At 72.7% G+C, this 25,906-nt stretch carries 18 protein-coding genes; 16 read left to right on the top strand and 2 right to left on the bottom strand.

Annotated elements, in window-relative coordinates:
• Window positions 1–72: 72 nt before the first annotated feature.
• Window positions 73–1,674: an FAD-binding oxidoreductase gene (locus OG764_RS35425; RefSeq protein WP_328972447.1), complete on the bottom strand. Its 1,602-nt coding sequence runs from the start codon at window positions 1,672–1,674 to the stop codon at window positions 73–75.
• Window positions 1,675–1,800: 126 nt separating this feature from the next.
• Entirely contained in the window at window positions 1,801–2,631 is an 831-nt protein-coding gene (locus OG764_RS35420; RefSeq protein ID WP_328972446.1) for a glycoside hydrolase domain-containing protein, read from the bottom strand.
• A 929-nt stretch (window positions 2,632–3,560) separates the two neighbouring features.
• Here OG764_RS35420 and OG764_RS35415 point away from each other — a divergent pair.
• The 16 genes from OG764_RS35415 to OG764_RS35340 all read left to right on the top strand — a co-directional run bounded on the left by OG764_RS35415 (window position 3,561) and on the right by OG764_RS35340 (window position 25,903).
• Window positions 3,561–5,039, top strand: a complete 1,479-nt coding sequence (locus OG764_RS35415) for a sugar transferase (protein ID WP_328972445.1) — start codon at window positions 3,561–3,563, stop codon at window positions 5,037–5,039.
• Between the two features lie 73 nt (window positions 5,040–5,112).
• The gene (locus OG764_RS35410; protein WP_328972444.1) at window positions 5,113–6,429 is read left to right on the top strand and encodes a nucleotide sugar dehydrogenase; all 1,317 of its coding nucleotides are present in this window, start codon (window positions 5,113–5,115) and stop codon (window positions 6,427–6,429) included.
• The gene (locus tag OG764_RS35405; RefSeq protein WP_328972443.1) at window positions 6,419–7,690 is read left to right on the top strand and encodes a glycosyltransferase family 4 protein; all 1,272 of its coding nucleotides are present in this window, start codon (window positions 6,419–6,421) and stop codon (window positions 7,688–7,690) included. Before OG764_RS35410 ends, OG764_RS35405 begins: the two co-directional genes overlap by 11 nt.
• Window positions 7,680–9,062: a polysaccharide biosynthesis protein gene (locus OG764_RS35400; RefSeq protein ID WP_328972442.1), complete on the top strand. Its 1,383-nt coding sequence runs from the start codon at window positions 7,680–7,682 to the stop codon at window positions 9,060–9,062. The genes OG764_RS35405 and OG764_RS35400 overlap by 11 nt, the downstream gene beginning before the upstream one ends.
• Window positions 9,059–10,615, top strand: a complete 1,557-nt coding sequence (locus tag OG764_RS35395) for a Wzz/FepE/Etk N-terminal domain-containing protein (protein ID WP_328972441.1) — start codon at window positions 9,059–9,061, stop codon at window positions 10,613–10,615. The genes OG764_RS35400 and OG764_RS35395 overlap by 4 nt, the downstream gene beginning before the upstream one ends.
• A 3-nt stretch (window positions 10,616–10,618) precedes the next feature.
• Entirely contained in the window at window positions 10,619–12,544 is a 1,926-nt protein-coding gene (gene asnB / locus OG764_RS35390) for an asparagine synthase (glutamine-hydrolyzing) (RefSeq protein ID WP_328972440.1), read from the top strand.
• Between the two features lie 26 nt (window positions 12,545–12,570).
• The gene (locus tag OG764_RS35385) at window positions 12,571–14,784 is read left to right on the top strand and encodes a bi-domain-containing oxidoreductase (RefSeq protein WP_328972439.1); all 2,214 of its coding nucleotides are present in this window, start codon (window positions 12,571–12,573) and stop codon (window positions 14,782–14,784) included.
• Window positions 14,781–16,742, top strand: a complete 1,962-nt coding sequence (locus OG764_RS35380) for a heparinase II/III family protein (RefSeq protein WP_328972438.1) — start codon at window positions 14,781–14,783, stop codon at window positions 16,740–16,742. The genes OG764_RS35385 and OG764_RS35380 overlap by 4 nt, the downstream gene beginning before the upstream one ends.
• An 18-nt stretch (window positions 16,743–16,760) precedes the next feature.
• Entirely contained in the window at window positions 16,761–18,293 is a 1,533-nt protein-coding gene (locus tag OG764_RS35375) for a right-handed parallel beta-helix repeat-containing protein (protein WP_328973272.1), read from the top strand.
• A 1-nt stretch (window position 18,294) separates the two neighbouring features.
• Window positions 18,295–19,599 carry an O-antigen ligase domain-containing protein gene (locus OG764_RS35370; RefSeq protein ID WP_328972437.1) on the top strand — a complete coding sequence of 435 codons (1,305 nt, stop codon included), beginning with the start codon at window positions 18,295–18,297 and terminating at the stop codon, window positions 19,597–19,599.
• A gap of 2 nt (window positions 19,600–19,601) precedes the next feature.
• Window positions 19,602–20,885, top strand: coding sequence for a glycosyltransferase (locus tag OG764_RS35365; RefSeq protein WP_328972436.1), 1,284 nt, complete (start codon window positions 19,602–19,604; stop codon window positions 20,883–20,885).
• Window positions 20,882–22,126: a class I SAM-dependent methyltransferase gene (locus OG764_RS35360; RefSeq protein ID WP_328972435.1), complete on the top strand. Its 1,245-nt coding sequence runs from the start codon at window positions 20,882–20,884 to the stop codon at window positions 22,124–22,126. The genes OG764_RS35365 and OG764_RS35360 overlap by 4 nt, the downstream gene beginning before the upstream one ends.
• The gene (locus tag OG764_RS35355; RefSeq protein WP_328972434.1) at window positions 22,123–22,953 is read left to right on the top strand and encodes a glucose-1-phosphate cytidylyltransferase; all 831 of its coding nucleotides are present in this window, start codon (window positions 22,123–22,125) and stop codon (window positions 22,951–22,953) included. Before OG764_RS35360 ends, OG764_RS35355 begins: the two co-directional genes overlap by 4 nt.
• Entirely contained in the window at window positions 22,950–23,600 is a 651-nt protein-coding gene (locus tag OG764_RS35350) for a PIG-L deacetylase family protein (protein ID WP_328972433.1), read from the top strand. The genes OG764_RS35355 and OG764_RS35350 overlap by 4 nt, the downstream gene beginning before the upstream one ends.
• 3 nt (window positions 23,601–23,603) lie before the next feature.
• Window positions 23,604–24,629 carry an NAD-dependent epimerase/dehydratase family protein gene (locus OG764_RS35345; protein ID WP_328972432.1) on the top strand — a complete coding sequence of 342 codons (1,026 nt, stop codon included), beginning with the start codon at window positions 23,604–23,606 and terminating at the stop codon, window positions 24,627–24,629.
• Complete coding sequence (locus tag OG764_RS35340; protein WP_328972431.1) at window positions 24,617–25,903, top strand: DUF4910 domain-containing protein; 1,287 nt, start codon at window positions 24,617–24,619, stop codon at window positions 25,901–25,903. Before OG764_RS35345 ends, OG764_RS35340 begins: the two co-directional genes overlap by 13 nt.
• The last annotated feature ends 3 nt before the right edge of the window (window positions 25,904–25,906 follow it).

Genomic DNA, 25,906 nt, shown 5'->3' with positions numbered 1-25,906 from the left:
GGCGGAGCCGGCGCGGGTAGGCCGTCAGGGTGACGACGCGGTCACTGTGCGTTCCTCCCCGTCGTCACGGCTTCACAGGGCCTGGGGGAAGTCGAAGAGGCGGTTCGGGTCGTAGCGCTTCTTCAGCCTGGTCAGCCGGTCGGCGGCCGGTCCGTAGTACGCGGAGCGCCAGTCCTTGAGGGTCGCGTCCGTGTAGTTCTGGTACGCCGCGCCCGAGGCATAGCGCCGCATCGCCGCGTGCGCGCCGTCCAGCCAGGCCGTCTGCACGCTGCCGGACCCGCCGGCGGGCCAGGACGCGGTGTACTGCGCCAGGAAGCGCGAGTTCCGGTGCACGAAGGCCGTGGCCTGCGGGGAGACGCGGTTGACGGCTCCGCCGAGCGCGGTGAGCGCCACGGAGACGGCTCCGCCGCCGCCGGTGCGGCGCCCGTAGCGTTCGACCTGGTCGAGCAGCGCCCGGATGCCGGCGGCGCTCAGCGAACGGTCGAAGAAGTCCGAGCGCGCCCCGTACGTCTCCCGCTGGAGCATGCCGGTGGGCTGCCGCCCGGGGGTCTTGCCGGGCAGGTGGCACTGGGTGGTGGACTTCGTCGCGCAGCCCGCGTACATCCGCATGGTGTCGAGGTAGCCGCGGCGCTTCAGGGTGACGTACGAGGCGGGGCCGGGGCCGCCGACCCCGTCCGCGAGCCGGTCGACGGCGTTCTGCAGCGCGCCGTACGTGCCGAGCGAGAAGCAGGCCACGGAGATGGTGGGGGTGCGGCCGGGGGCGGCGGACAGGTGCAGCGCCGACCAGATCTCGTCGGGCTGGCGCGGGCCCCATTCCTGCCAGGAGCGGAGCACGGCGGCGGCCTTCGACCAGGGCCAGGTCATGTAGGCGGTGACGCCGTCGGCGGCCTTGTGGGTGCGGAACCGCAGTTCGGTGACGACGCCGAAGTTGCCGTTGCCGGCGCCGCGCAGCGCCCAGAACAGGTCGGCCTCCCGGTCCTTGGACACGTCGAGGGTCCTGCCGTCGGCGGTGACGATGCGGGCGCCGGTGAGGCTGTCGGAGGTGAGGCCGTAGGCGCGGGAGACCACGCCGTGGCCGCCGCCGAGGGTGAGGCCGGATATGCCGACCGTGGGGCAGGAGCCGCCGGGGACGGTGACGCCGTGCGCGCCGAGCTGTGTGTAGACGTCGATGAGCTTGGCGCCGGCGCCGATGACGGCGCTGCCGGAGTCGGTGCGTATGGACTTCAGCGCGGAGACGTCGATGACCAGGCGTCCGTTGCCGCTGGACCAACCGGCGTACGAGTGTCCGCCGTTGCGGATGGCGACGGGCGTGCCGTGGCGGCGCGCGAAGGCCAGGCACTCGGCGACGTCGGTGGTGTTGGCCGTGTAGGCGACGGAGGCGGGACGCAGGCCGTCGAAGCGGGTGTTGTACAGCTGGCGGGCGGTGGCGTAGTCGGCGTCGCCGGGCCGTATGAGACGGCCCTGGAGTCCTCTGCCGAGCGCGGTCCAGTCGGCGGCGGTGGGCGCGCCCGCGCGGCCGGCCGCGGCGGACGCGGTCCCCCGGGTCCCCGCCCGGCGGCCGGCGTTGGCGGTGGAGCCGTGCCCGGGCGCGGCGTTGACCTGCCCGTTCCCGACCGTCCAGGCGGCGGCCGCCGCGAAGCCGGTTCCCGCTGCGAGCAATGTGCGCCTGTTCATGGCGTCCCCCGTTCGTCGTACTCTGCCTGCCCCAGCAGAGAGTGCGAACGGGGGCCAATGGTTCCGCGTGAGTGACCATCCGCCGTGTTCGGTACGGTCGGTGGCGTGGTCGCGGACGCCCGCCGGTCAGCCGATGATGGCGACCGGGGCGTCCCAGGCGTTGCGGTCGACGTTGATGGTGTGACCCCCGCGGGTCTCCTTGCTGTTGGCCTTGTACTGGTGGCCGCGGCTGTGTCCGGTGTACAGCTTGGGGTCCCATGGCCAGTCGCCGGTGGTGGTCTCCCGGCCGTTCCAGAGGGCGTACCAGAGGTTGCCCGGCAGGTCCGTGCGGTCCTTGGCGGTGGCGATCGCCTTGGCGCTGGAGCTGCTGAAGCCGTAGAGGCCGGCGCGGTAGGTCTTGGCGCGCAGGGTCCGGCTGAAGGCCCGCACGTACGTCAACGTGGCGTCGTTGCAGGCCTTGTCGGAGATGTCGTAGGCCTCCATGTTGAGGTAGACCGGGCTGCCGGGGACGATGCCGAGCGCCGCGGCCTTGGAGAGCGCGTCGTTGGCGTTGCTCACGCCGACCGAGGCCGCGTTGGCCGTGGTGAACCGCTCCTTGCTCCCGCTCTGCTGACAGGGCGGTTGGGCGCCCACGTACAGCGGGATGACCCGCCAGCCGAGCGCGTCGACGGACTTCACCCAGGGCTTGGTCAGATTGGGCTGGGCGCAGCCGCGGTTCCTGCCGCCGATGTAGACGGCGACGCCGCCGTAGTAGGCGTCCCTCTTCCACGCCGTCATCGCGGTGAGCGAGGGGGCGGTGCAGGCGTCGAACGCCCGGCCCGTGTAGGTCCTCTGCGCGGGCCACGCCGTGGCCGCCACCGAGGTCTGCGCCGCGATCCCGGCGCCGGCCACGACGACGACGCTTGTCGTCGCCAGGGCGATGTAGCGGCCTTTTCTGGACAAACGGTGCTTCGCCATTCCCTACCCCATAAGTGATCGGACCCCGGCCCTCCGGAGCGCGCTCACCCTACCCACAGGCCCCGGGCCGTCCCCGGCCGGGCGGTGCGTAACGGATCCGCGCAGCTGCGGCGGCGATCGCAAACGGCAACTGGAATGCTTTCCGGAACCGCGCCCGCACTACGGCTCCGGGCAATTGGACGACGATTGCTCTACGCGTGCGCGAAGGGTCGACGCATGGTTCGGATTCTCATTCCGTCGCTGCCGCGCGGCGATCCCCACCGGCCGGCCGGAGAATGGAATTCCGGCCAACGCGGGGGAAAGGATCTCCATCCTGCGGGCAGGCATCGAGGCATCCGACGCGCACTCGACGGTCTCGCGGCCGCCGTCGAATCGACCAGTGCGCCCCGTTGCGCCCCCGGTGCACCCCCACACCCCACGCGTGCGGACCCGCCGGCGACCGGCGGGAACACTGCCGGAGAATTCACGTCGCCACAGGTCACCGGGCACGTCTCCGCTGCCGGCACACCGGCGGGCGGGGACCCGCCGGTGGTCCGCCTTCGCAGCTTGAGCGCAGATTCCACACATCACCTCTCCGGATGAGCCCCGATGGTCTAGATTGACCCGTGCTTCAGCTGCTCGGCCACAAGGCGACAATGAGCGATCTACAGGTTTGGCGCTACGGACAGCCGCAAGTCGCATTCTCGGCGCCGGCCGGATAAGTGATCAATTCCTGGTGCCCGAGAGGGGGGCGCGGGGAGCACTCCGATATTTCGACGGGTTCCCGCGCACTGAAGAGTCTGATAGAACATCCGGGTCCGCTGCCGCCTGGGTGAGTGTTCAAGTAACGCCGCAATAGCCGGTATGCCATTCGTGAGGTGGGGGCCTCCCGAATGAGAAACACAGTGTGGAGAGAACACTCCGAACCACTGGTGACCTGGGGGGGTCCTGTGCAGCAGAGGGAATTAGTCAACCCGTTTCCGGCGGCGCGCGGGCGGCCGGCAAACGGGAAAGTCGACCGGCCCGCGATGGACTGGGAACAGCGGTATCGCCGGACCGTCGTCACCGCTGATGCCGTGGCAACCGCCGTCGTGGTGGCGGCGATCGGAGTCTTCTTCGGGGCCAGGGACGCGGCCAACTGGCACGAGAAGTGGGGAATTCTCGCATTCGGCACCGAACTGCTGGTGCTGGGGGCGCTCGCGGTGGGCCGCGCGTGGGCTCCGGCGGTGCTCGGCCAGGGCGCCGAGGAATTCCGCCGGCTGGGACGCTCGCTGTTCACGGCGGCCGTCGTGCTGGCGCTCGGCGGGATAGCCCTCACCTCGCGCAACATCAAGCTGTGGATCTTCGTCGCGATCCCGGCCATCACGCTCGTCACCATGACCGAGCGGTACCTGCTGCGCCTGTGGCTGCACAGGCAGCGGAAGGACGGACGGTGCCTGCGCCCGGTGCTCGCCGCCGGGAGCCTGGCCACCGTGCGCGACCTCATCACCCGGACCCGCAAGTTCCCGCACCTCGGCTGGCGGGTGGAGGCGGTCTGCACGCCGGACGGCCTCGGGGCCGACGGTGACCACGTCGACGGAGTGCCGGTCGTCGGACCGCTGGCGGCGGTCGCCAACCACGTCCGCCGCGACGGCTACCGTGTCGTCGCGGTCACACCCGACCCGCACTGGTCGCCGGACCGGCTGCAACGACTGGCGTGGAACCTCGAAGGCAGCGATGCCGACATGGTCGTGGCCCCCGTGCTGATGGAGGTGGCCGGCCCGCGGCTGCACGTCGACGCGGTGCTCGGGATACCGCTGCTGCGGGTCAGCATGCCGACCTTCACCGGAGGTCCCCGGGCGGTCAAAGAGGTCGCGGACCGGATGGGCGCGGCGCTCCTGCTGATGCTGTTCGCACCGCTGATGGTGTGCGTCGCGCTGCTCGTGCTGACGGACAGCCGCGGCGGGGTGTTCTACTGCCAGCGCCGGGTCGGCAAGGACGGCCGCGAGTTCACCATCGTCAAGTTCCGCACCATGGTCGCCGGGGCCGACGGGACCCGTGCCGAGCTGGCCGACCTCAACGAGGGCGCCGGCCCGCTGTTCAAACTCCGCCGGGATCCGCGGGTGACCCGGGTCGGATCGATGCTGCGCCGGTACTCGCTCGACGAGCTCCCGCAGCTGTTCAACGTACTCACCGGATCGATGTCGCTCGTCGGTCCGCGGCCTCCGCTGCCGGAGGAGTCGGCCGCGTACGGACCGGACATCCGGCGGCGGCTGCTGGTCAAGCCCGGGCTCACCGGCCTGTGGCAGGTCAGTGGACGCAGCGATCTGCCGTGGGAGGAGGCGGTGCGGCTGGACCTGCGGTACGTGGAGGACTGGTCGCTCGCCCTCGACACGGTGATTTTGTGGAAGACGCTGCGTGCGGTGCTCCAAGGGCAGGGGGCCTACTGATGCGCGGGGAGCGCCGCCCGGTCGGCGCGCGGACGGCGGGCCACAAGGGCCTGCCCGGGGGGAGGAACGCGTCATGAGGGTCAGCGTCTTAGGGCTGGGCTACGTGGGCTGTGTGTCGGCCGCGTGCCTGGCCAGCATGGGCCACGAGGTCATCGGGGTGGACGTGAACCAGGTGAAGGTCGACCTGGTCAACGAGGGCAAGGCCCCGGTGGTCGAGGAGCGGATCGGCGAGCTCATCGCCGAGGTCGTACGCACCGGAGCGTTGCGCGCCACCCGCGACGTCCGCGAAGCGATCATGGGCAGTGAGGTGTCGCTGATTTGCGTGGGCACGCCGTCGGAGCCCAACGGCAGCCTGTGCACCACGTATCTGGAGCGGGTCACCGAGCAGATCGGTGCCGCGGTGGCCGAGCGGGGCGGGCGGCAGACCGTCGTGTTCCGCAGCACCATGCTCCCGGGCACCTGCCTGAACCTGCTGGTCCCGATCCTGGAGAAGTACGTCGGCGGCACCGCCGGGGTGGACTTCGGGGTCGCGGTCAACCCGGAGTTCCTGCGCGAGGGCACGAGCGTGCGGGACTTCTTCGACCCGCCGAAGACCGTCATCGGCGAGCTCGACCCGGCGAGCGGCGACGTGGTCGCGGCGCTGTACGAAGGCCTGTCGGCCGAGGTGTTCCGGGTGCCGATCCCGACGGCCGAGGCGATCAAGTACGCGGACAACGCTTTCCACGGCCTCAAGATCGGCTTCGCGAACGAGCTGGGCGCGGTGTGCCAGGCGCTCGGGGTGGATTCGCACCAGGTGATGGACGTGTTCCTGGCCGACCGCAAGCTGAACATCAGCTCCGCCTACCTGCGGCCCGGCTTCGCCTTCGGCGGCTCCTGCCTGCCCAAGGACCTGCGCAGCCTGGTCCACGCGGCGGGCCGGGCCGACGTCTCGGTGCCCATCCTCGCCCATGTGCTGCCCTCCAACTCCGAACACCTGCAGCGCGCGGTGGAGCTGGTCGAGCGCACCGGCAAGCGCCGGGTGGGACTGTTCGGACTGTCCTTCAAACCCGGCACCGACGACCTCCGCGAGAGCCCGCTCGTCGAGCTGGCCGAGCGGCTCTTCGGCAAGGGGTACGACCTGCGGATCTACGACCCCAACGTGAACCTGTCCCGGCTGCTCGGCGCGAACCGCGAGTACATCGAGACCCGGCTGCCGCACCTCGCGCAGTTGCTCGCCGAGTCCGTCGACGAGGTCCTCGAACACGCCGAGGTGTGCCTTGTCGGGACCAAGGACCCGGCCGTCCTGTCGGCGCTGCCGCACGGCGACGGCCCGGTGATCGTCGACCTCATCCGCCTTCCCGACGCCGAGGCGCGCCGGACCGAACCGGGGTACATGGGCCTTGCTTGGTGACGCGAACGGCGGCGACGGGCGGACCCGTCGCGCGCTGGTCCTGGTGGAGAACCTGTCGGTGCCGTTCGACCGGCGGGTGTGGCAGGAGTGCACGACGCTGCGCGACGCGGGCTGGACGGTGCACGTCATCTGCCCCCGGGGGGAAAAGCGGGACACGGAGGCGGAGGCGGTGATCGACGGGGTGCGGATCCACCGCTACCCGTTGCGCGCGGCCACCGGCGGGCCGGCCGGCTTCGTCCAGGAGTACGGAACGGCGCTGTGGCACACGTTCCGGCTGGCCCGCAGGGTCGGCCCGGTCGACGTGGTCCACGCCTGCAATCCGCCGGACCTGCTGTTCCTGCCGGCGCTGTGGCTGAAGCGGCGCGGGGCGCGGTTCGTCTTCGACCAGCACGACCTGGTGCCCGAGCTGTACCTCTCGCGGTTCGACCGCGGAAAGGACCTGCTCTACCGCGCGGTGTGCGCGCTGGAGCGGCTGACCTACCGGGCCGCGGACGTCGTGCTCGCCACGAACGAGAGCTACCGGGACGTGGCGCTGCGCCGCGGCGGCCGGCGCCCGGGGGACGTCTTCGTGGTGCGCAGCGCGCCCGACACCGACCGGTTCCAGCCGGTGCCGCCCGAGGAGGAGCTGAAGCGCGGCAAGCCCCATCTGCTGTGCTACCTCGGCGTGATGGGCCCGCAGGACGGTGTCGACTACGCGTTGCGGGCCCTCGCGAAGCTGCGTGACGAGCAGGGGCGGACCGACTGGCACGCGGTGTTCGTCGGGGCCGGCGACACCTTCGACGCGATGGTGGAGCTGTCCCGGCGGCTCGGGCTCTCCGAGCAGGTCCAGTTCACCGGGCGGATACCGGACGCCGATCTGGCGCGCTACCTGTCGACCGCGGACGTGTGCCTGTCCCCCGACCCGCACAATCCGCTCAACGACGTGTCGACCATGAACAAGGTCCTGGAGTACATGGTGATGGGCCGGCCGATCGTCTCGTTCGACCTCCGGGAGGCGAGGGTCTCCGCCGGTGACGCGGCCGTCTACGCGCCCGCCAACGACGAGGCCGAGTTCGCCAGGCTCATCGCGCTGCTGCTGGACGATCCGGAGCAGCGGGCCCGGATGGGAAAGATCGGCCAGGAGCGGATCAACGGGCCGCTCGCCTGGCGGAACTCGCAAGCGTCGCTGCTCGCCGCCTACGCCGCTGCCTGCCGGGATCACACTCCGGTGCCCGCGGGCGAACGGGACGGGCACCGAGGAGACCGCACCGTTGAGCGATGACACGATACGCCTGGTCACGATCGGCCGGATCGTCCGCGGGCGCTGGCGGCTCCTCACCGTCCTCGCGGCGGTGGGGGCGCTCGTCGGCTACGGCACCTCCTTGCTCCTTCCGCCGCGTTACACGACCTCGGCTTCGGTACTGCTGCCGGGTGCGTGGGAGGAGCGCGAGCTGCTGACCCAGTCTCAGATCGCGACCAGTTCGGTGGTGGTCGACCGCGCGGCCGCCACGCTCGGCTGGTCCGGCGTCGGCGGCCGCGGCCTCCGGGACCGGGTCAGCGCCAAGGCCGCCGACGGCAACATCATCACGATCTCGGGTACGGCCGACACCCCGGAGCGCGCCCAACAGCTCTCCGACCAGGTGGCGCGGCAGTTCGTCGCGTTCGCCGCGCGGATCGCCGGCGACAACACCGACCCCGAAGCGGCGGCCGGGCCCGAGGCGCTGCGCAAGATCGTGGTGCAGACCAGCCGCCGCATCACCGACCTCGCCGACGCGGCCGATCCCGGGAATACCGTGGAGAGCGTCCAGACCCGGACCGAGCTCGCGAAGCTGCGCACCGCGCTGCAGGAGGCCGTCAACAAGCTGGACCAGGCCGACCCGGCCGCCACCAAGGCCAACATGGTCGTCATGGGGCCGGCGGCCCGGCCCACCGGCGAGGCACCGCCGACGAGGACGCAGCTCGTCGTCGGCGGGGCGCTGCTGTTCTTCCTGCTCGCGGTCATCGGGCATCTCACCGCCGCGCGGATGAGCCGCAGGCTGCGCACCGAACCGGAGATCGCCGCGGCGCTGGGTTCGGCGCTGCTGGGCTCCGTCGACGTACCCGGTGAACGGCCCGCGCAGCGGCCGGAGGACCGTGGCCCGTGGGCGCGGATCCGCCGGTTGCTGGGCGTCGACGTCCGGTGGGACCTGCCGGCCCCGCAGGCCTCCGGCGACGAGGCGGGCAGGCGGATCCGCTACCGGCGGGTGTGCGCCCGCCTCCGGGAGCAGCTGCCGGCGCCCCGGCGGCTGCTGGTCCTCGTCCCGGAGGGCGACGAGATCGCCCACCGGGCCGCCGGGCAGCTCGTCGCCGAGGCGGAGAGCGATCCGCTGCTGCGGGTGGTGGGGGTTTCGGTGTCCCGGCCGCTGGTGCCGGACCGCGACGACGAGTCCGGCGCCCTGGTCGTGCTCAGCGCGGACAGCTGGACCGCGGCGGAGCTCGCCGGCATCGCCGAGGCCTGCGCGGACGCCACGTACGAGGTCGTCGGCGCCGTCCTCGCCGGCGCGGTGCGGAGCCGTCCGGCCCGATCCGTCGGCGATCCGCCGGACGGTGGGGCGCCGGACGATGGGACGCCGGCGCTCGCCGTCGGCGCCGACGCGGGGCGAGGTTCGGTGTGACGACGAGCACGACACCGGAGCCGTCGGCCGCCGCTCCGCTGCTGGACCTCCAGGCGCTGGTGGTCGCGGTCCGCAGGCGCCGCCGCCTCTGGTGCACCATGGCGCTGCTGGGGCTGCTGGCCGGCGCCGCGGCGGCGTTCCTCATGCCGCCCCCGCCGACCGCGGTGACCAAGGTGCTGGTCGCGCACCAGGCGGACCAGCCGAACGACCCCGGAACGCTGATCCGCACCGACGTCGCGCTGCTGCACACCACGCGGATCGCGAGTCAGGCCCTTCGTTCCCTCAAGTCCCCGGAAAAGCCGGAGGACTTCATGCGGGACTACGGCGGTACCGGCGTGACCAACAACCTGTTGCAGATCGATGCGACAGGTGACAGCGACGCGCAGGCGGTGGCCCGGGCCGGGGCGCTGGCCGACGCGTTCGTGGCGGACCACGTACGGCGGATACGGGAAGCCGCGGACGCCGAGGCCAAGGCCCTGCTCGACCGGCGTGACCAGATGCGGGACGAACTCGCCCAGGTCAACGAGGCGATCGGAGACGGACCGCCGGAGAGCGGGCCGAAGGCGTCGGCGAACACGGAGTCGCTCTTCGCCCGCCGGGCCGAACTCACCTCGCGGATCACCGACTTCGGGCAACGCGCCGCGGAAGCGCGCATCGGTGCGCCCCGGCTCGTCGTCGGCACCCAGATCGTGGACGCCGCGCGCCCGGTACGGCACTCCCTGCCCAGGGCCGCCGTCACCAACGCCGGGATCGGTCTGGTCCTCGGGCTGGTCCTCGGGCTCGCGGTGGCCGCGGTCGGCGCGGTGGTGGCGGACCGCCCCGTGCTCCGCCGGGACATCGCGGCGCACCTCGGCTCCTCGGTCATTGCGGAGCTGCGCCGGGTGCCCCGCGGGCGGGCGCGGTGGTGGCAGCGCCGACGGACCCGGGCGGCACGCGAACGGCTCACCACGTCCCTGGCCCGCACCGTGCGCGGCTCCGCGGAACCGGTGTCGCTGCTGGAGCTGGGCTGCGCGCGCAGCGCGGGTGCGATCGCCCTGGACCTCGCCGCCGCACTGGCGGCGGAGGGGCCCGTGTCCGTCGTCGACGCCCTGCCGGGCGGGCAGCTCGCCGGCCGGCGCCCGAAGCCGGGAGACCCCACGGTGGTCACCGGTGAGAGCGCTGCGGCCGTGTCGCACGAGGAGCGCCGCCTCGGCGTCGGCTCGGTGGCGCCCGGCGCCGCGTGGACCGACCTCCGGTACCTCGGCACCCGCACCGTGCTCGTCGTACGGGCCGGGCACGGCAGCGTCGCATGGCTGCACACCGTGGCGCGGCAGCTCGCGGACCAGCGCATCGCGGTGGTCGGTGTAGTGCTGATCGACCCCGATCCGCGTGACCGGACCGACGGCACGCTGTGGGACGGGCCGCACACCGCGCTGCGCGGCCACGACGAGGGGTCGGCCCGGCAGAACGGTGGGGGTACCTCCCACGCCGTTCAGGCAGTGGGGGAGGGACGGCCGCGGACGGAGCGGCCGTCATGGGCACGAGTGCCGGACATCGACCAGGAGGCACGGTAGGACATGTGCGGTATCGCAGGCACGTACCGATGGCCGGACGGGAAGGCCGTGACCGACCGGCTCACCGATGTCCTCGCCCATCGCGGTCCGGACGGGGCGGGCCGGTACGGCCATCCCGTCGGTGACGGCGACGTGCAGCTCGGGCACCGTCGGCTGGCCATCATGGACCTGTCCGAGACCGGCGCCCAGCCGATGGCCTCGGGCGGGCTCGTCCTGACGTACAACGGCGAGCTGTACAACGCGCCCGAGCTGCGTGCCGAACTGGCGGCCGCCGGGGTGCGCTTCCGCGGCACGTCCGACACCGAGGTGCTGCTGGAGGCCTGGCGGCGCTGGGGCACGGACTGCCTGCCCCGGCTGCGCGGCATGTTCGCGTTCGGGATCTTCGACGAGCGGACCGGTGAGCTGGTGCTCGCCCGCGACCAACTCGGCATCAAACCGCTGTTCCTGCTCCGGCGCGGTGCGGGTCTGGTGTTCGCCTCCGAGCTCAAGGCGCTCGCCGCCGCCACCGGCGGGTCGCTGGAGGTGGACCACGCGGCGCTGGTGGCCTCGCTGCTGTACTACTGGGTGCCGGACTCGCGGTGCGCGTTCCGCGAGGCGGAGAAGCTGCCGCCGGGGAGCTGGCTGCGGTGCCGGCCCGACGGACGGGTGGAGCGCGGCCGGTTCTGGCACCTGAAGGACGTCGCCGCCGAAGGCCGGGAGCGGGCCCGGGCCGGTGAGCGGCCGGACATCGCGGCCGTCGTCGAGGAGTCGACCCGGCGCCACCTGCTCTCCGACGTGCCGGTGGCGACCTTCCTTTCGGGCGGACTGGACTCCAGCTACCTGACCGCGCTGGCGGCCCGCGACCGGCCCGGCATCTCCGCCTACACGATCGGCTTCCGCGCCGAGGACGCCAGGTTCGAGGCGATGCCGGACGACCTCCGCTACGCCCGGCAGGTGGCCGGGCGGTTCGGCGTCGACCTGCACGAGATCGAGATCGCTCCGAACGTGCTCGACCTGCTGCCGCAGATGACGTACCACCTGGACGAGCCGATCGGCGACCCCGCCGCGATCAACACGTTCCTGATCTGCTCGGCCGCCCGGGAGGCCGGGGTGAAGGTGCTGCTCTCGGGGATGGGCGCCGACGAACTGTTCGCCGGATACCGCAAGCACCTGGCCAACCTGCTCGCGCTGCGCTACCAGCGCGTGCCGCGCCCGCTGCGGCGCGGGGTGTCCGCGGCCGTGGACAGGCTGCCGGTCGCCACGGCCCGGCGGGGGTACCGGTCGGTGCGGTTCGCCAAGCGGTTCCTGTCCTTCGCCGACCTGCCGGAGGAGACCGCGTTCCGGCGCAGCTACACCATGTACGACCAGGACGAACTGATCGCGCTGATCGATCCGGACCTGGCCGGGACGGTCGAGGACGTGCTGACCGAGCACGCGGACGTCTACGAGGACAACGACCTCGACGACTTCGTCAACCGCATGTGCCTGGGCGACGCCAGGATGTTCCTGCCGGGCCTGAACCTCGCCTACACGGACCGCTCCAGCATGGCCGCGTCGACCGAGGTGCGGGTGCCGTACGTGGACGTCGAGGTGGTCAGGGCCGCGTTCGCGGTGCCCGGCGACCGCAAGATCGTCGGACGGCAGGGCAAGGCCGTCCTCAAGGAGGCGGCCACCTCGATCCTGCCGCGGGAGATCGCGTACCGGCCCAAGGGCCTGTTCAGTGCCCCGCTGCGCGCCTGGATGAGCCGGGATCTGGCGCCGCTGGTGCGCGAGGTGGTGCACGACGGCGTGCTCGTCAATTCCGGATTCCTGCGCCGCGAGGCGCTGGCGCGGATGGTCGCCGAGGACGCCGCCGGGCAGCGGGACTTCTCCAAGCACCTGTGGCACGTGCTGACGCTTGAGTACTGGTACCGCGGCGCGACCTCCGGGTCCGGCCTGCACGCTCGCTAGACGGCTGAGGAACAAGGGGACTTCGGGTGAAACAGGTTGTGCAGAACTACAAGAGCGGCGAGCTGGCGCTGCTCGACGTGCCGGTGCCGGGGTGCAAGCCGGGCGGTGTGCTGGTGCGGACCGTCTACTCGCTGATATCCACCGGCACCGAGCTCATGAAGGTGTCCGAGGCCGGCATGTCGATGGTGGGCAAGGCCCGTTCCCGGCCGGACCAGGTGGCGAAGGTCGTGCAGAGCGTGGCCACGAACGGGCTGCCCGCCACCTACCGAAAGGTGATGGGCAAGCTGGATTCGTACACGCCGCTGGGCTACTCGCTGTGCGGGGTGGTCGAGCAGGTCGGCGCCGGGATCGACGACGTGGCGGTCGGCGACCTGGTGGCCTGCGCCGGCAACGAGCACGCGTTGCACGCCGAGCTGAACTGGGTGCCGAGGAACCTCTACGCCCGGGTGCCGGACGGCCTCGCGCCGCGGCACGCGGCCTTCGGCACCGTCGGGTCGATCGCGATGCAGGGCGTCCGCCAGGGCGAGCCGCAGCTCGGTGAGGTGGCGCTGGTCATCGGACTCGGGCTGATCGGGCAGCTGGTGGTGCAGCTGCTGACCGCCTCGGGAGTCCGCGTCGTCGGGGTCGACCCCGACCCGGTGCGCTGCGAGCTCGCCGAGCGCCTGGGCGCCGCGGCCTGCGGCGATCCCGGGTCGGCGGCCGTGGAAGCCGCCGTCGCCGAGCTCACCGGCGGTCACGGCGTGGACCAGGTGTACCTGGCGGCCGGCGGCGCCAGTAACCAGCCCGTCGAGCTGGCCGCCCGGCTGAGCCGGGACCGCGGCCGGGTCGTCGACATCGGCAAGTGCCGCCTGGACCTGCCGTGGAACGCGTACTACGAGAAGGAACTCGACGTCCGGTTCTCGCGCAGTTACGGCCCCGGGCGCTACGACCCGGAGTACGAGCTCGACGGGCGGGACTACCCGATCGGCTACGTGCGCTGGACCGAGCGCCGCAACCTGGCGTGCTTCCTCGATCTCCACGCCCGCGGCCGGATCGACGTGGAACCCCTGATCTCCCACATCGCCGACTTCGACGACGCCGTCAAGACGTACGAGCGTCTGAAGGACGGCGAGCTGAAGGCCGTGGCCGTGCTGTTCCGCTACCCCGACCACACGGCGGAAGAGGAAGCGGCAGCGGACGGGGACGAGCAGGCACAGACCCCGGTGGTGACCGTGCCCGCGGTACGGCGCGGCGGCGCGGGGGCGTCCGCTGCGGCACGGTCGACCAACGCGCCGGTGCGGCTGGCGTTCGTCGGGGCGGGGAACTACGCGACGTCGATGCTGCTGCCGCACCTGGCCGGGCGCGACGGCGTCACGATGTCGACGGTGGTCACCACGACGGCGCTGTCCGCAGCCAACGCGCAGCGCAAGTTCGGCTTCGCCCAGGCGACCACCGATCTCGACGCCGTGCTGGGCGATCCGGCGATCGACGCGGTGTTCGTGGTCACCCGGCACAGCTCGCACGCCGAACTGACCCGCAAGGCGCTGCTGGCCGGCAAGACGGTGTTCGTGGAGAAGCCCCTGGCGCTCACCGAGGACGAGCTGGCCGGTGTCCTCGCGGCGGTGGAGGAGTCCGGCAACGACCGGCTGCAGGTGGGCTTCAACCGGCGGTTCGCGCCGCTGCTGCGGGAGGCCCGGCAGCGGTTCGGGGCCCGGACCGGTCCGGCGAGCCTGCGCTACCTGGTCAACGCGGGCCGGCTCGGGCACGGCAGCTGGTACCTCCAGCAGGGTACCGAGGGCTCGCGGTTCGCCGGCGAGGGCGGGCACTTCATCGACACGGCGAGCTGGCTGCTCGACGCCGACCCGGTCTCGGTGTACGCGGTCGCCCCGGCCGGCAACGAGGACCTGCAGGTCGTGTTGCGCTACCCGGACGGGTCCACCGCCACCATCGGCTACGTCACCACCGGCGCGCCCGGCTTCCCCAAGGAGACGCTGGACCTCGTCGCGGACGGCAAGGTGCTCAAGCTCGACGACTTCGTGCGCGCGAGCGTGTACGGCCGCAAGCGGTGGGTCAGCTCGCGGCTGCCCAAGGCCAGGGACAAGGGCCAGGCCGCCGAGCTGGCCGCGTTCATCAGGGCCGTACGGACCGGCGGTCCGATGCCGGTGCCGCTGGAGTCGCTGGTCGCCACCACGTCGGCCACCCTCGCCGTACAGGCCGCCGTGGCCGGCGGCGCGCCGGTGACGTTGGCGAGGGCCCGATGACCATGAGCGCGGGCTGGTACCTGCGGCGGTTGTCCCGGATGGGGCCGCGGGAGGTCGGCGGCCGGGTGGGCGATGCGGTGCGCCGTCGGCGGTGGCGGTCGGCGCTGCCGGCCTGCCCGAGCGTGATCGGCGCCCCGTTCACGGCGGTGCTGCCCGCCCGGGCGGTCGCCGCGGTGCCGCCGGACGCCGCGAAGCGTCTCATCGCCGACGCGGACCGGCTGATGGCGGGGCACGCCCGGCACTTCGGGGTGGACCGCGAGGACCTGGCCGACCCGGACTGGTCGTACGACCCGAAGACCGGGCGGCGGGCTCCGTCCGGTTACGCCTTCGACGTGCCCTACCGGGACGAGGACGCGGCCGGGGACGTCAAGCAGATCTGGGAGCTGTCCCGGCACCAGTACCTCACCGTCCTCGCCGCCGCCTACGCGGTCACCGGGGACGAGCGGTACGCCGAGCGCGTGGCCGCGCACCTGCGGTCGTGGTGGGCGGCCAACCCGCCGCTGAGCGGCGTGCACTGGATCAGCGGCATCGAGCTGGGCATCCGGCTGCTGTCCTGGGTGTGGATCCGCCGGCTCCTCGACGGCTGGCCGGGCGCGGCCGGGCTGTTCGAGGGCAACCCGGTGGCGGTGAGCCAGATCTGGCACCACCAGCGCTGGCTGGCCGCCTTCCCCAGCCGGGGGTCTTCGGCGAACAACCACGTCATCGCCGAGGCCGCCGGGCAGTTCGCCGCGGCCTGCGCGTTCGGGTGGTTCCCCGACTCGGCGCGCTGGCGGGCCGGCGCGCTGCGGTCGCTGGAGCGGCATCTGCGCGGCAACACCTTCCCGTCCGGGCTCAACCGCGAGTTGGCGACCGAGTACCACGGGCTCGTGCTGGAGCTGGGCCTGGCCGCGGTGGCGGAGGCGGATGCCGCCGGCGTGCCGGTGCCCGGGTCGGTCCGGACGGTGCTGCTGCGGATGACGGACGCGCTCGCGGCCGTCGTGGACGACCGGTTACGGCCGCCCCGCCAGGGGGACGCGGACGACGGGCACGGTCTGGTCGTGGACGGCGCGGACACCGACCGCTGGGCCTCGCTGCTGGCCACCGGAGACGCCGTGTTCGGCCGGCTCGCCTGGTGGCCCGCGGTGACCGGCACCGATGTGCGCACCCCGCTGCTGGCGGCGCTCGTCCGGCCCGCCGCACCGGCGGTGACCCGCCCGGCGAGCCGGCCGGCCCACTTCGCCGACGCGGGGCTGACCGTCCTGCGCGGTCCGGCGGGGATCTGGTGCCGCTGCGACGGCGGTCCGCACGGGTTCCTGTCCATCGCCGCGCACGCCCACGCGGACGCGCTGTCCGTGGAGGTCCGCCACGACGGCGTCGACGTGCTCGCCGACCCGGGGACGTACTGCTACCACGGGCAGCCCGAGTGGCGGCAGTACTTCCGCTCGACCCTCGGCCACAACACCCTGCAATGGGGCGGCGGTGACCAGTCGGTCTCCGGCGGCCCGTTCCTGTGGACCCGGCACGCCCGCACCCGCGTCCTGGCCGTGGACCCGGCCGGCGCCTCCGAAGGGGGGACGGCCCGCTGGTGCGCCGAGCACGACGGCTACCGGCGATCCGTGCACCGCCGCCGGGTGGAGCTGACCGCCGCGACGCGGGAGCTGCGAGTGGTGGACGAGGTGCGCGGCGCGGGCGGGCCCGTACGGCTGGCGTTCCACCTCGGCCCGGCGATCTCCGCGGAGCTGGTGGGGAACCGTGCCGTACTCACCTGGACCCGGGACGGCGAGGACCGCTCCGCCGTGCTCGACCTGCCCGGGCAGCTGTCCTGGCGGGCGCACCGCGGCGAGAGCGACCCGCCGCTGGGCTGGTACTCCCCCGGCTTCGGACGCAAGGAACCCGCCACCACGCTGGTCGGCACCGGCCAGGCCGGCGGCCCCGGGCCGTCGGAAGGGTTCACCACCGTACTCAGGTTCCACGGCTAGGGAGGGGAGGGCGTGAGGATGGGAAGGCGGCACTGGGCGTGGCCGGCGGCACCGCTGGCGCTGCTCCTGCTGGCCGCGGCCGGCTGTACGGACGCGCCGGACGCCCCGTCGGGGCCGGCCGGTACGCGCGCCACGCCCACGGCGCCCGCCCCGGCGGTGGCCCGGGTGTGCGCCGAACCCGCGCCCGGGCCTGCTAAGGCGCCGGCGGGGGCGGTGACGGTCGACCCCGCGGTGGTCGGTGACCTGGCCGCGAAGACCAAGAGCAGCCCGCCGCACACCACCTTCTGGCTCCGGCCGGGGACGCACCGGCTCGAACCGGACCGGTACGCCCAGGTCATCCCCAAGGCGGGGAACAGCTACCTCGGCGCGCCGGGCGCGGTGTTCGACGGCCGGAAGACCAACCAGTACGCGTTCGGCGGTGGCGCCGGCAACGTCACCATCCGCTACCTGACCGTGCAGAATTTCGTCGCGCCGCAGAACGAGGGCGTGGTCAACCACGACTCGGCCGACGGGTGGGTGATCGAGCACACGGCGATCCAGCACAACGCCGGCGCCGGGCTGATGGCCGGTGCCCGCCAGCGGGTCCGTGCCAACTGCCTGCGCGGCAACGGGCAGTACGGCCTGAACGCGTACAAGTCCGGTGACCCCATCAGCGGCCTGGTGGTCGAGGGCAACGAGATCGTGGCCAACAACACCGACGACTGGGAGCGGCGGCGGCCGGGCTGCGGCTGCACCGGCGGCGTCAAGTTCTGGGCCGTCGACGGCGCCGACGTACGCGGCAACTGGGTGCACGACAACCGCGGGCCCGGGTTGTGGGCGGACACCAACAACAACGACTTCCGCATCGAGGACAACGTGCTCGAAGCCAACGACGGTGCCGCGCTGATCTACGAGACCAGCTACAACGCGGTGATCCGGAGGAACACGATCCGGCGGAACAACTGGGTCGAGGGCCGCCGCAAGGCCGACCGCGGCGACTCCTTCCCGTTCGCGACCGTCTATCTGTCGGAGTCGGGCGGCGAGCCGCGGGTCCGGGCCCGCACGGACAAGATCGAGATCTACCGGAACGTGCTGGAGAACAACTGGTCCGGGATCACCCTGTGGGAGAACGCCGACCGGTTCTGCAACAGCCCGGCCAACACCTCCTCCGGCGACTGCACGTTGCTGGTGGACCGCACCGACCGCTGCGCGCAGCCGGCGATAGCGGCCGCACCGCTGTACGCCGACTGCCGGTGGAAGACCCAGCGGGTGGACATCCACGACAACCGCTTCGTGCTGGACACGTCCGTCGTCGGGTGCGCGGTGAAGTGCGGCCGCATGGCGGCGCTGGCCAACTACGGCACCTACCCGGACTGGTCGCCGTACAAGGGCGAAGCGGTGGCCGAGGCGGTCACCCGCACGCAGCACAACCGCTGGCACGACAACGTCTACCTCGGGCCGTGGAGCTTCGTCGCCCACGACCCGAGCCGGGAACTCGATTCCGGGCAGTGGCAGGGCGCGCCCTACCAGCAGGACGCGGGCAGCACCTTCCAGCCGCAGGCCGGTGGTTGAGATGGACGAGGACCTGACGCGCGCCGGGCTGCCCGGCGCACCGGACTCCGCGGGCGCGCGGCCCGCCGCCGAACCGAGCCCTCCCGGTGCGCCGAAGGCCGTCGGGATCGTCTGGGGGCTGCTGATCCTCAACACGCTCGGTTCCGCCGGGGCGCAGACCGTCGTCCCGCTGCCGCGCTCCCTCATCCAGATGGTCACCATGGGCTCGCTGGTCGCCGCGTTCGCGCTGGCGCTCGCCCTCAATCTCCGGTTGCGCATCCGGGCCAGCGCCTTCCTGTTCCTGCTGACGCTGCTGCTGGTGCCGAGCGTGATCTCCAGCGTGAACCTGGAGTCCGGGTTCGGCGCGCTGTTCCGCTGCACCCGGCTGGCCCTCTTCGTCGGCACGCTGTGGCTGCTCAGCCGCTGGTGGGACGGCAGCCCGCGGTTCGTCCGGCACCACATCCGGCTGTACTTCGCGGTGCTCGCCTCGGTGGCCGCCGGCCTGCTCATCTCGCCGGGCGCGGCCATGCCCGAGCTCTACGGCGGGCGGCTGGTCGGCGCGTTGTGGCCGCTCACCCCGCCGCAGATCGGCCAGTACGCGGCGGTGATCATCGGGCTGACCGTGCTGCTCGTCCTGGGCCGCCGCACCGACGGGCGCAGCGCGGCGGTGGTGGTCGTGCCGGCGCTGGTGCTGCTCGCCCTGACCCATACCCGCACGGCCACGCTCGGCCTGCTCGTCGGGCTGGTGCTGGCGATCGGCTCGCTCGTGGCGACCAGCTCCGCCGCCCGCCGGTTCTTCGCGTGGGCGGTGCTGTGCGCGACGGTGGCCGCGGTGGGGTTCAACTCCGCGCTCCAGGCGTGGTTCCTGCGCGGGCAGAGCCAGGAGAACTTCTCCAACCTCACGGGTCGGGCCAAGGTCTGGGACGCCCTGCTGGCGGCTCCCCGCACGACCTCGGAGCAGCTGTTCGGCGCGGGCCTGGGCGACAAGTCCTTCGGCGGGCTGCCGATCGACAACAGCTGGCTGTCCGTGTACCACGAGCAGGGGCTGACCGGCACCGCCATCGTGGCGGCGTTCATCGTCGTGCTGGGCGGCGTGGCGTTGCTGCGGCCGCCCTCGCTGCAGCGGGCCTGCGCGATCTTCCTGATCAGTTACTGCGCGATCGCCTCGTACACCGAGGCCGGGCTGGGCGACGCCTCGCCGTACCTGCTGCACCTGACCGTGGCCGCCTCGCTGCTGGCGGCGCCCGCCGCGGCCGCTCCCCTCCCGCCGCCCGGCGTTCCCCGACGACGCAGACCGCAGTGGGCCCGGACATCGGAGGTGACCTGAGCATGCACGTTCTCGTGGTGCACAACCGCTACGCCTCGGCGCAGCCGAGCGGTGAGAACAACGTGGTCGACCAGGAGGTGGCGCTGCTGCGCGAGGCCGGCCACCGGGTCGAGGTGTTCGAGCGGCGCAGCGACGACATCGGCGCCCGGTCCCTGCTGGCCAAGGCCGCGCTGCCGCTGCTGGTGCCGTGGAACCCGGCGGTCCGCGCGGAGCTCGCCGCCCGGCTGCGCACCGGGCGGCCGGACGTGGTGCACGTCCACAACGTCTTCCCGCTGCTGTCGCCGGCGGTGCTGGCGGCCTGCGCCGACGCGGGCGTGCCCGCCGTCGCCACCCTGCACAACTACACGCAGGTCTGCCCGCCCGGCACGCTCCAGCGGGACGGCCGGCCGTGCACCGAGTGCGTCGGGGCGACGCCGCTGCCCGCCGTCCGGCACGGCTGCTACCGGAACTCCCGGCTGGCGACGGTGCCGCTCGCGGTCAGCCTGTCGGTGAACCGGCGGCGCTGGTGGTCGGGGGTGGAGCGGTTCTTCTGCATCTCCGCGGCGCAGCGCGACGTCCTGGTGCGGTCCGGCATGCCGGCCGAACGGCTGGCGGTGAAGCACAACTTCGTGCCCGACCCCGGTCCCGGCGCCCGCCGTGCGGGCGCCGGCGAGCACCTGCTCTACCTCGGCCGGCTCGCGGAGGCCAAGGGGGTGCGGCTGCTGATGGCCGCGTGGGACGAGATCGCCGCGGGCGGCGGGGTGGGCGTGCCGCTCGTGATCGCCGGCGCGGGGCCGCTGGAGGGGGAGGTGAACGCCTGGGCGGCGGGCCGGGAGGACGTGCGGTACGTCGGCCTGTACGACCCGGACCGGTGCCGGCAGGCCATCGCGCGGTCGGTGGCCGTGGTGGCTCCCTCGACGTGGCTGGAGGCGTTCGGGCTGGTGGTCGTGGAGGCGATGGCGGCCGGGGTCCCGGCCGTCGCCGCCGGTCACGGCGCGTTCGTCGAACTCGTCGAGGACGGGGTGACCGGCCTGCTGCACCGGCCGGGCGAGCCCGCCTCGCTCGCGGCCTGCCTGCGCCGGATCACGGCGGAGAAGGACCTCGGCCAGGAGATGGGCCGGGCGGCCCGGCGCCGTTACGAGCAGGGGTTCAGCCCGGCCGTCGGCCTGGAACGCCTGGTGGAGGGGTACCGCAGCGCGATCGCGGTGCGGTCCGGCGGCGGGGACGGCGCGCCGCATGCAGGAAACGGAAAACGCTGGCTCGCGGCGGGGCACCCCCGCGCGGGCAGGGATGGGGGCAGTAAGTGACACGATGCCGACTGTGCGGCTCGGCGACGCTGGCGAGCGTCGTCGATCTGGGGGCGACCCCGCCGTGTGAGAGCTTCCTCGCCGCGGACGAACTGGACCGGCCGGAGCCGGCGTACCCGCTGCACCTGCGGGTCTGCACCGACTGCTGGCTCGCGCAGATCCCTCCGCTGATCACGCCGGAGGAGACGTTCACGCAGTACGCGTACTTCTCCTCCTACTCGACCTCCTGGGTGGAGCACGCGCGCACGTTCGTCGCCGACGCCGTGCGGCGGCTGGGCCTCGATGCCGAGGAGAAGGACTCCTTCGTGGTCGAGGTCGCGAGCAACGACGGGTACCTGCTCAGGCACCTGGTGGACCGGGGGATCCGCTGCCTGGGCATCGAGCCGTCGGTGAACGTCGGCGCCGCCGCCCGGGAGGCGGGTGTGCCGACGCTCACGGAGTTCCTGGACCCGGCCACCGGCTCGGCGGTGCGCGCCGAGCACGGCCCGGCGGACCTGGTCGTGGCCAACAACGTGTACGCGCACATCCCGGACGTGGTCGGGTTCACCCGGGGGCTGCGCGCCCTGGTCGCCGACGACGGCTGGGTCTCCATCGAGGTGCAGCACCTGCTGACCCTGATCGAGGAGAACCAGTACGACACGATCTACCACGAGCACTTCCAGTACTACACGGTGGCGTCCGCGGCCCGGGCGCTGGCGAGCGGCGGACTGGCGCTCGTGGACGTCGAGTTGCTGCCCACGCACGGCGGTTCCATCCGGCTGTGGGCCCGTCCCGCCGACGTGGCCGGCGAGCCGTCCCGGCGGGTGGCCGAGGTGCTGGACCGGGAGAAGGCCGCCGGGTTGCAGGAGCTGTCCGGGTACGCCGAGTTCTCCGCGCGGGTGGCCAAGGTGCGCCGGGACCTGTTGCGGTTCCTCATCGAGGCGGCCGAGCGCGGCGAGACGGTCGCCGGCTACGGCGCCCCGGGCAAGGGCAACACGCTGCTCAACCACTGCGGCATCCGGCCCGACCTGCTCCCGTACACGGTCGACCGCAATCCCTACAAGCACGGCAGGTTCACCCCGGGCACCCGCATCCCGATCCTGGCGCCCGAGCAGATCGGCATCGACAAGCCGGACTACGTGCTCGTCCTCCCGTGGAACCTGCGGGACGAGCTGGTCGAGCAGTTGTCGTTCGTGCACGCCTGGGGCGGCCGGCTGGTCTTCCCCATTCCGGAACTGAGCATTGTCGAGGTCACGTCGTGAAGGTCGTACTGTTCTGCGGCGGTTACGGGATGCGGATGCGCAACGGCTCCTCCGACGACGTGCCCAAGCCGATGGCGATGGTCGGCCCGCGTCCGCTGATCTGGCACGTCATGCGCTACTACGCGCACTTCGGGCACAAGGAGTTCATCCTGTGCCTCGGGTACGGGGCCCACCACATCAAGAACTTCTTCCTCAACTACGAGGAGACGACGTCCAACGACTTCGTGCTGCGGGGCGGGAAGACCGAGTTGCTGTCGACCGACATCGCGGACTGGACCATCACGTTCGCGCAGACCGGCATCGAGTCGCCGATCGGAGAGCGGCTGCGCCGGGTACGCCACCACCTGGACGGCGACGAGATGTTCCTCGCCAACTACGCCGACGTGCTCACCGACGCTCCGCTGCCGGAGATGATCGACCGGTTCGCCCGGCGTGACGCCGGGGCGTCGATGATGGTGGTGCCGCCGCAGTCCTCGTTCCACTGCGTGGACCTGGGCGAGGACGGCCTGGTGGGGGGCATCACCCCGGTGAGCGAACTGCCGCTGTGGGAGAACGGCGGCTACTTCGTGCTCCGCCAGGAGGTCTTCGACCACATACCCGAGAACGGGGACCTGGTCGGTGACGGATGCGCCCAACTGGCCAAGCAGGGACGGCTGGTGGCGCACCAGCACCGCGGGTTCTGGAAGCCGACCGACACCGTCAAGGAACGGGCCTCCCTCGACGCCGCATACGCCCTGGGCGACCGCCCGTGGGCCGTGTGGGAACGGGGCGGCGCGGGAGCGGGCGCGGCCGTCGGCGGGGACGGCGCCGCGGCGAGGACCGCGTGATACGGCTCGGGGCCGGGCGGCCCGTGGAGCAGGTCGTCGCGGTGGGGGCGCACTGCGACGACATCGCCATCGGCGCCGGCGGCACGCTGCTGACGCTGTGCCTCGCGCGGCCGGGTGTGCGCATCGACGCGCTGGTGCTGTCCGGCGGTGGCGGCGAGCGCGAGGAGGAGGAACGGGCCGCGCTCGCCGCCTTCTGCCCGGGCGCCGACCTGCGGCTGACCGTGCTCAAACTGCCGGACGGCCGGATGCCCGCGCACTGGGAGGAGGCCAAGGCGGCGGTCGAGGAACTGCGCGGGCAGACGGCGCCGGACCTGGTGCTGGCGCCGCGCACCGACGACGCGCACCAGGACCACCGCGGCCTGGCGCGGCTGCTGCCCACCGCGTTCCGCGACCACCTCGTCCTCGGCTACGAGATCGTCAAGTGGGACGGCGATCTCGGCCGTCCCAACGCCTACCAGCCGCTGTCGCCGGAGGTCGCCGAACAGAAGGTGCGGCTGCTGCAGGAGCACTACCCCTCGCAGCGGCACCGGCCCTGGTACGACCGGGAGGCCTTCCTCGGCCTCGCACGGATCCGCGGCATCGAATGCCACGCGCGCTACGCCGAGGCGTTCGCCGTCACCAAACTCACTCTCGATCTGGGGGAATGAACCTTGCGCGTACTGCTGACCGGACACCAGGGCTACCTGGGCACCGTGATGGCCCCGCTCCTCACGGCCGCCGGGCACGAGGTCGTCGGTCTCGACTCCGGCCTGTTCGCCGACTGCGTCCTCGGCCCGCAGCCCGCGGACCCGCCCGGCCACCGGGTGGACCTGCGCGACGTCACGGCCGAGCACGTGGCCGGGGTGGACGCCGTGATCCACCTGGCCGCGCTCTCCAACGACCCGCTGGGATCGCTGGCGCCGGACCTCACCTACGACATCAACCACCACGCCTCCGTACGGCTGGCCCGGCTGGCCCGCGACGCCGGAGTGCGGCGCTTCCTGTACGCGTCGACCTGCTCGGTGTACGGCGCCGCCGGCGGTGACGACCTGGTGACCGAGGACGCCCCGCTGCGCCCGGTGACGCCGTACGCGGAGTCCAAGGTGCGGGTGGAGGACGACCTGCACGCGCTGGCCGACGGGGACTTCAGCCCGGTGTTCATGCGCAACGCCACCGCCTTCGGCTACTCGCCCCGGCTGCGCGCCGACATCGTGCTCAACAACCTGGTGGGCCACGCGCTGCTGTCCGGCGAGGTGCTGGTGCTCTCCGACGGCACCCCCTGGCGGCCGCTGGTGCACGCCGCCGACATCGCGCGGGCCTTCGCGGCCGCGCTGGGCGCGCCGCGGGAAGCGGTGCACGACCGGGCGTTCAACATCGGAAGCGAGACCAACAACGTCACGGTCGCCGAGATCGCCGAGCAGGTCGCCGAGGCGGTGTCCGGCGCGAAGGTGAGGATCACCGGGGAGAACGGCGCCGACCCGCGGTCGTACCGGGTGGACTTCTCCCGGTTCCGCGCCGCGCTGCCCGGCTTCGACTGCGAGTGGACGGTGAAGCGGGGCGCGCTCGAACTCGCCGACGCCTACCGGGAACACGGGCTGACCCGAGAGGACTTCGAGCGGCGCTTCACCCGCCTCGCCGTGCTGCGCGCGGCGTCCGACGCCGGCGCCGTCGACGACACCCTGCGGTGGCGCCCGTGACCGCAGTCGGCGAGGAGATGCACGCGCTGGTGGAGCGGCTGTACCCGCTGTGCCGGAGCATCACCGGCGACGGTGTGCGCGCCACCCTGGAGATCGTCGGCGAGTACGTTCCGCTCCAGGTGCACGAGGTGCCGACCGGGACGCAGGTCCTCGACTGGACGGTGCCGCAGGAGTGGAACATCCGGGACGCGTACGTCGCCGACGCCGCGGGCAACCGGGTCGTCGACTTCGCCGCGTCCAGCCTGCACGTGCTCGGCTACAGCGTGCCGGTGTCGCGGACCATGCCGCTGGCCGAGCTCCGCGCGCACCTGCACACCCTGCCGGACCACCCGGCCTGGGTGCCGTACCGCACCAGCTACTACACACCGCAATGGGGGTTCTGCCTGGCCCAGGACACCTTGGACGCGCTGCCGGACGGCGACTACGAGGTGCGCATCGACTCGACGCTCGCGGACGGCCACCTCACCTACGCCGAGCACGTGGTCCCCGGGCAGGTCGCCGACGAGGTGATCGTCTCCTGCCACGTCTGCCACCCGTCGCTGGCCAACGACAACCTGGCCGGCATCGCGGTGGCGACGTTCCTGGCCCGGGCGCTGGCGGAGCAGAAGACCCCGTACTACACCTACCGGTTCATCTACGCGCCCGGCACCATCGGGGCGATCACCTGGCTGGCCCGCAACGCGGAGCGCATCGAGCGGGTCAAGCACGGGCTGGTGCTGGCCTGCGCGGGCGACCCGGGGCAGCTGACGTACAAGCAGAGCAGGCGCGGCGACGCGGAGATCGACCGGGTGCTGCGGCACGTGCTGGCCGCCTCCGAACGGCCGCACCGCGTCACCGAGTTCACTCCGTACGGCTACGACGAGCGGCAGTTCTGCTCGCCCGGTTTCGATCTCGGCGTGGGCTCGCTCAGCCGGACCCCGTACGCCGGCTACCCCGAGTACCACACCTCGGCGGACAATCCGGACTTCGTCTCCCCGGAGGCGATGGCGGACACGCTCGCCGTCTGCCGCGAGGCGTTCGCCGTCCTCGACGGCAACCGGCGGTACCTCAACCTCAGCCCCCACGGCGAGCCGCAGCTGGGCCGGCGCGGGCTGTACGACTCGCTCGGCGGCCGCAGCGACGCCAAGCAGGCCCAGATGGCCATGCTGTGGGTGCTCAGTCTCTCCGACGGCGAGCACAGTCTGCTGGACGTCGCCGAGCGGTCCGGGCTGCCCTTCGACACCGTCGCGGTCGCGGCCGGCGCCCTGCGCGGCGCCGGGTTGATCAAGGCGTGACGC

Source organism: Streptomyces sp. NBC_00239 (assembly GCF_036194065.1).
Lineage (GTDB): Bacteria > Actinomycetota > Actinomycetes > Streptomycetales > Streptomycetaceae > Streptomyces.
Note: the sequence above shows the minus strand (reverse complement) of the source record. Positions and strands in the feature narration are given on the sequence as shown.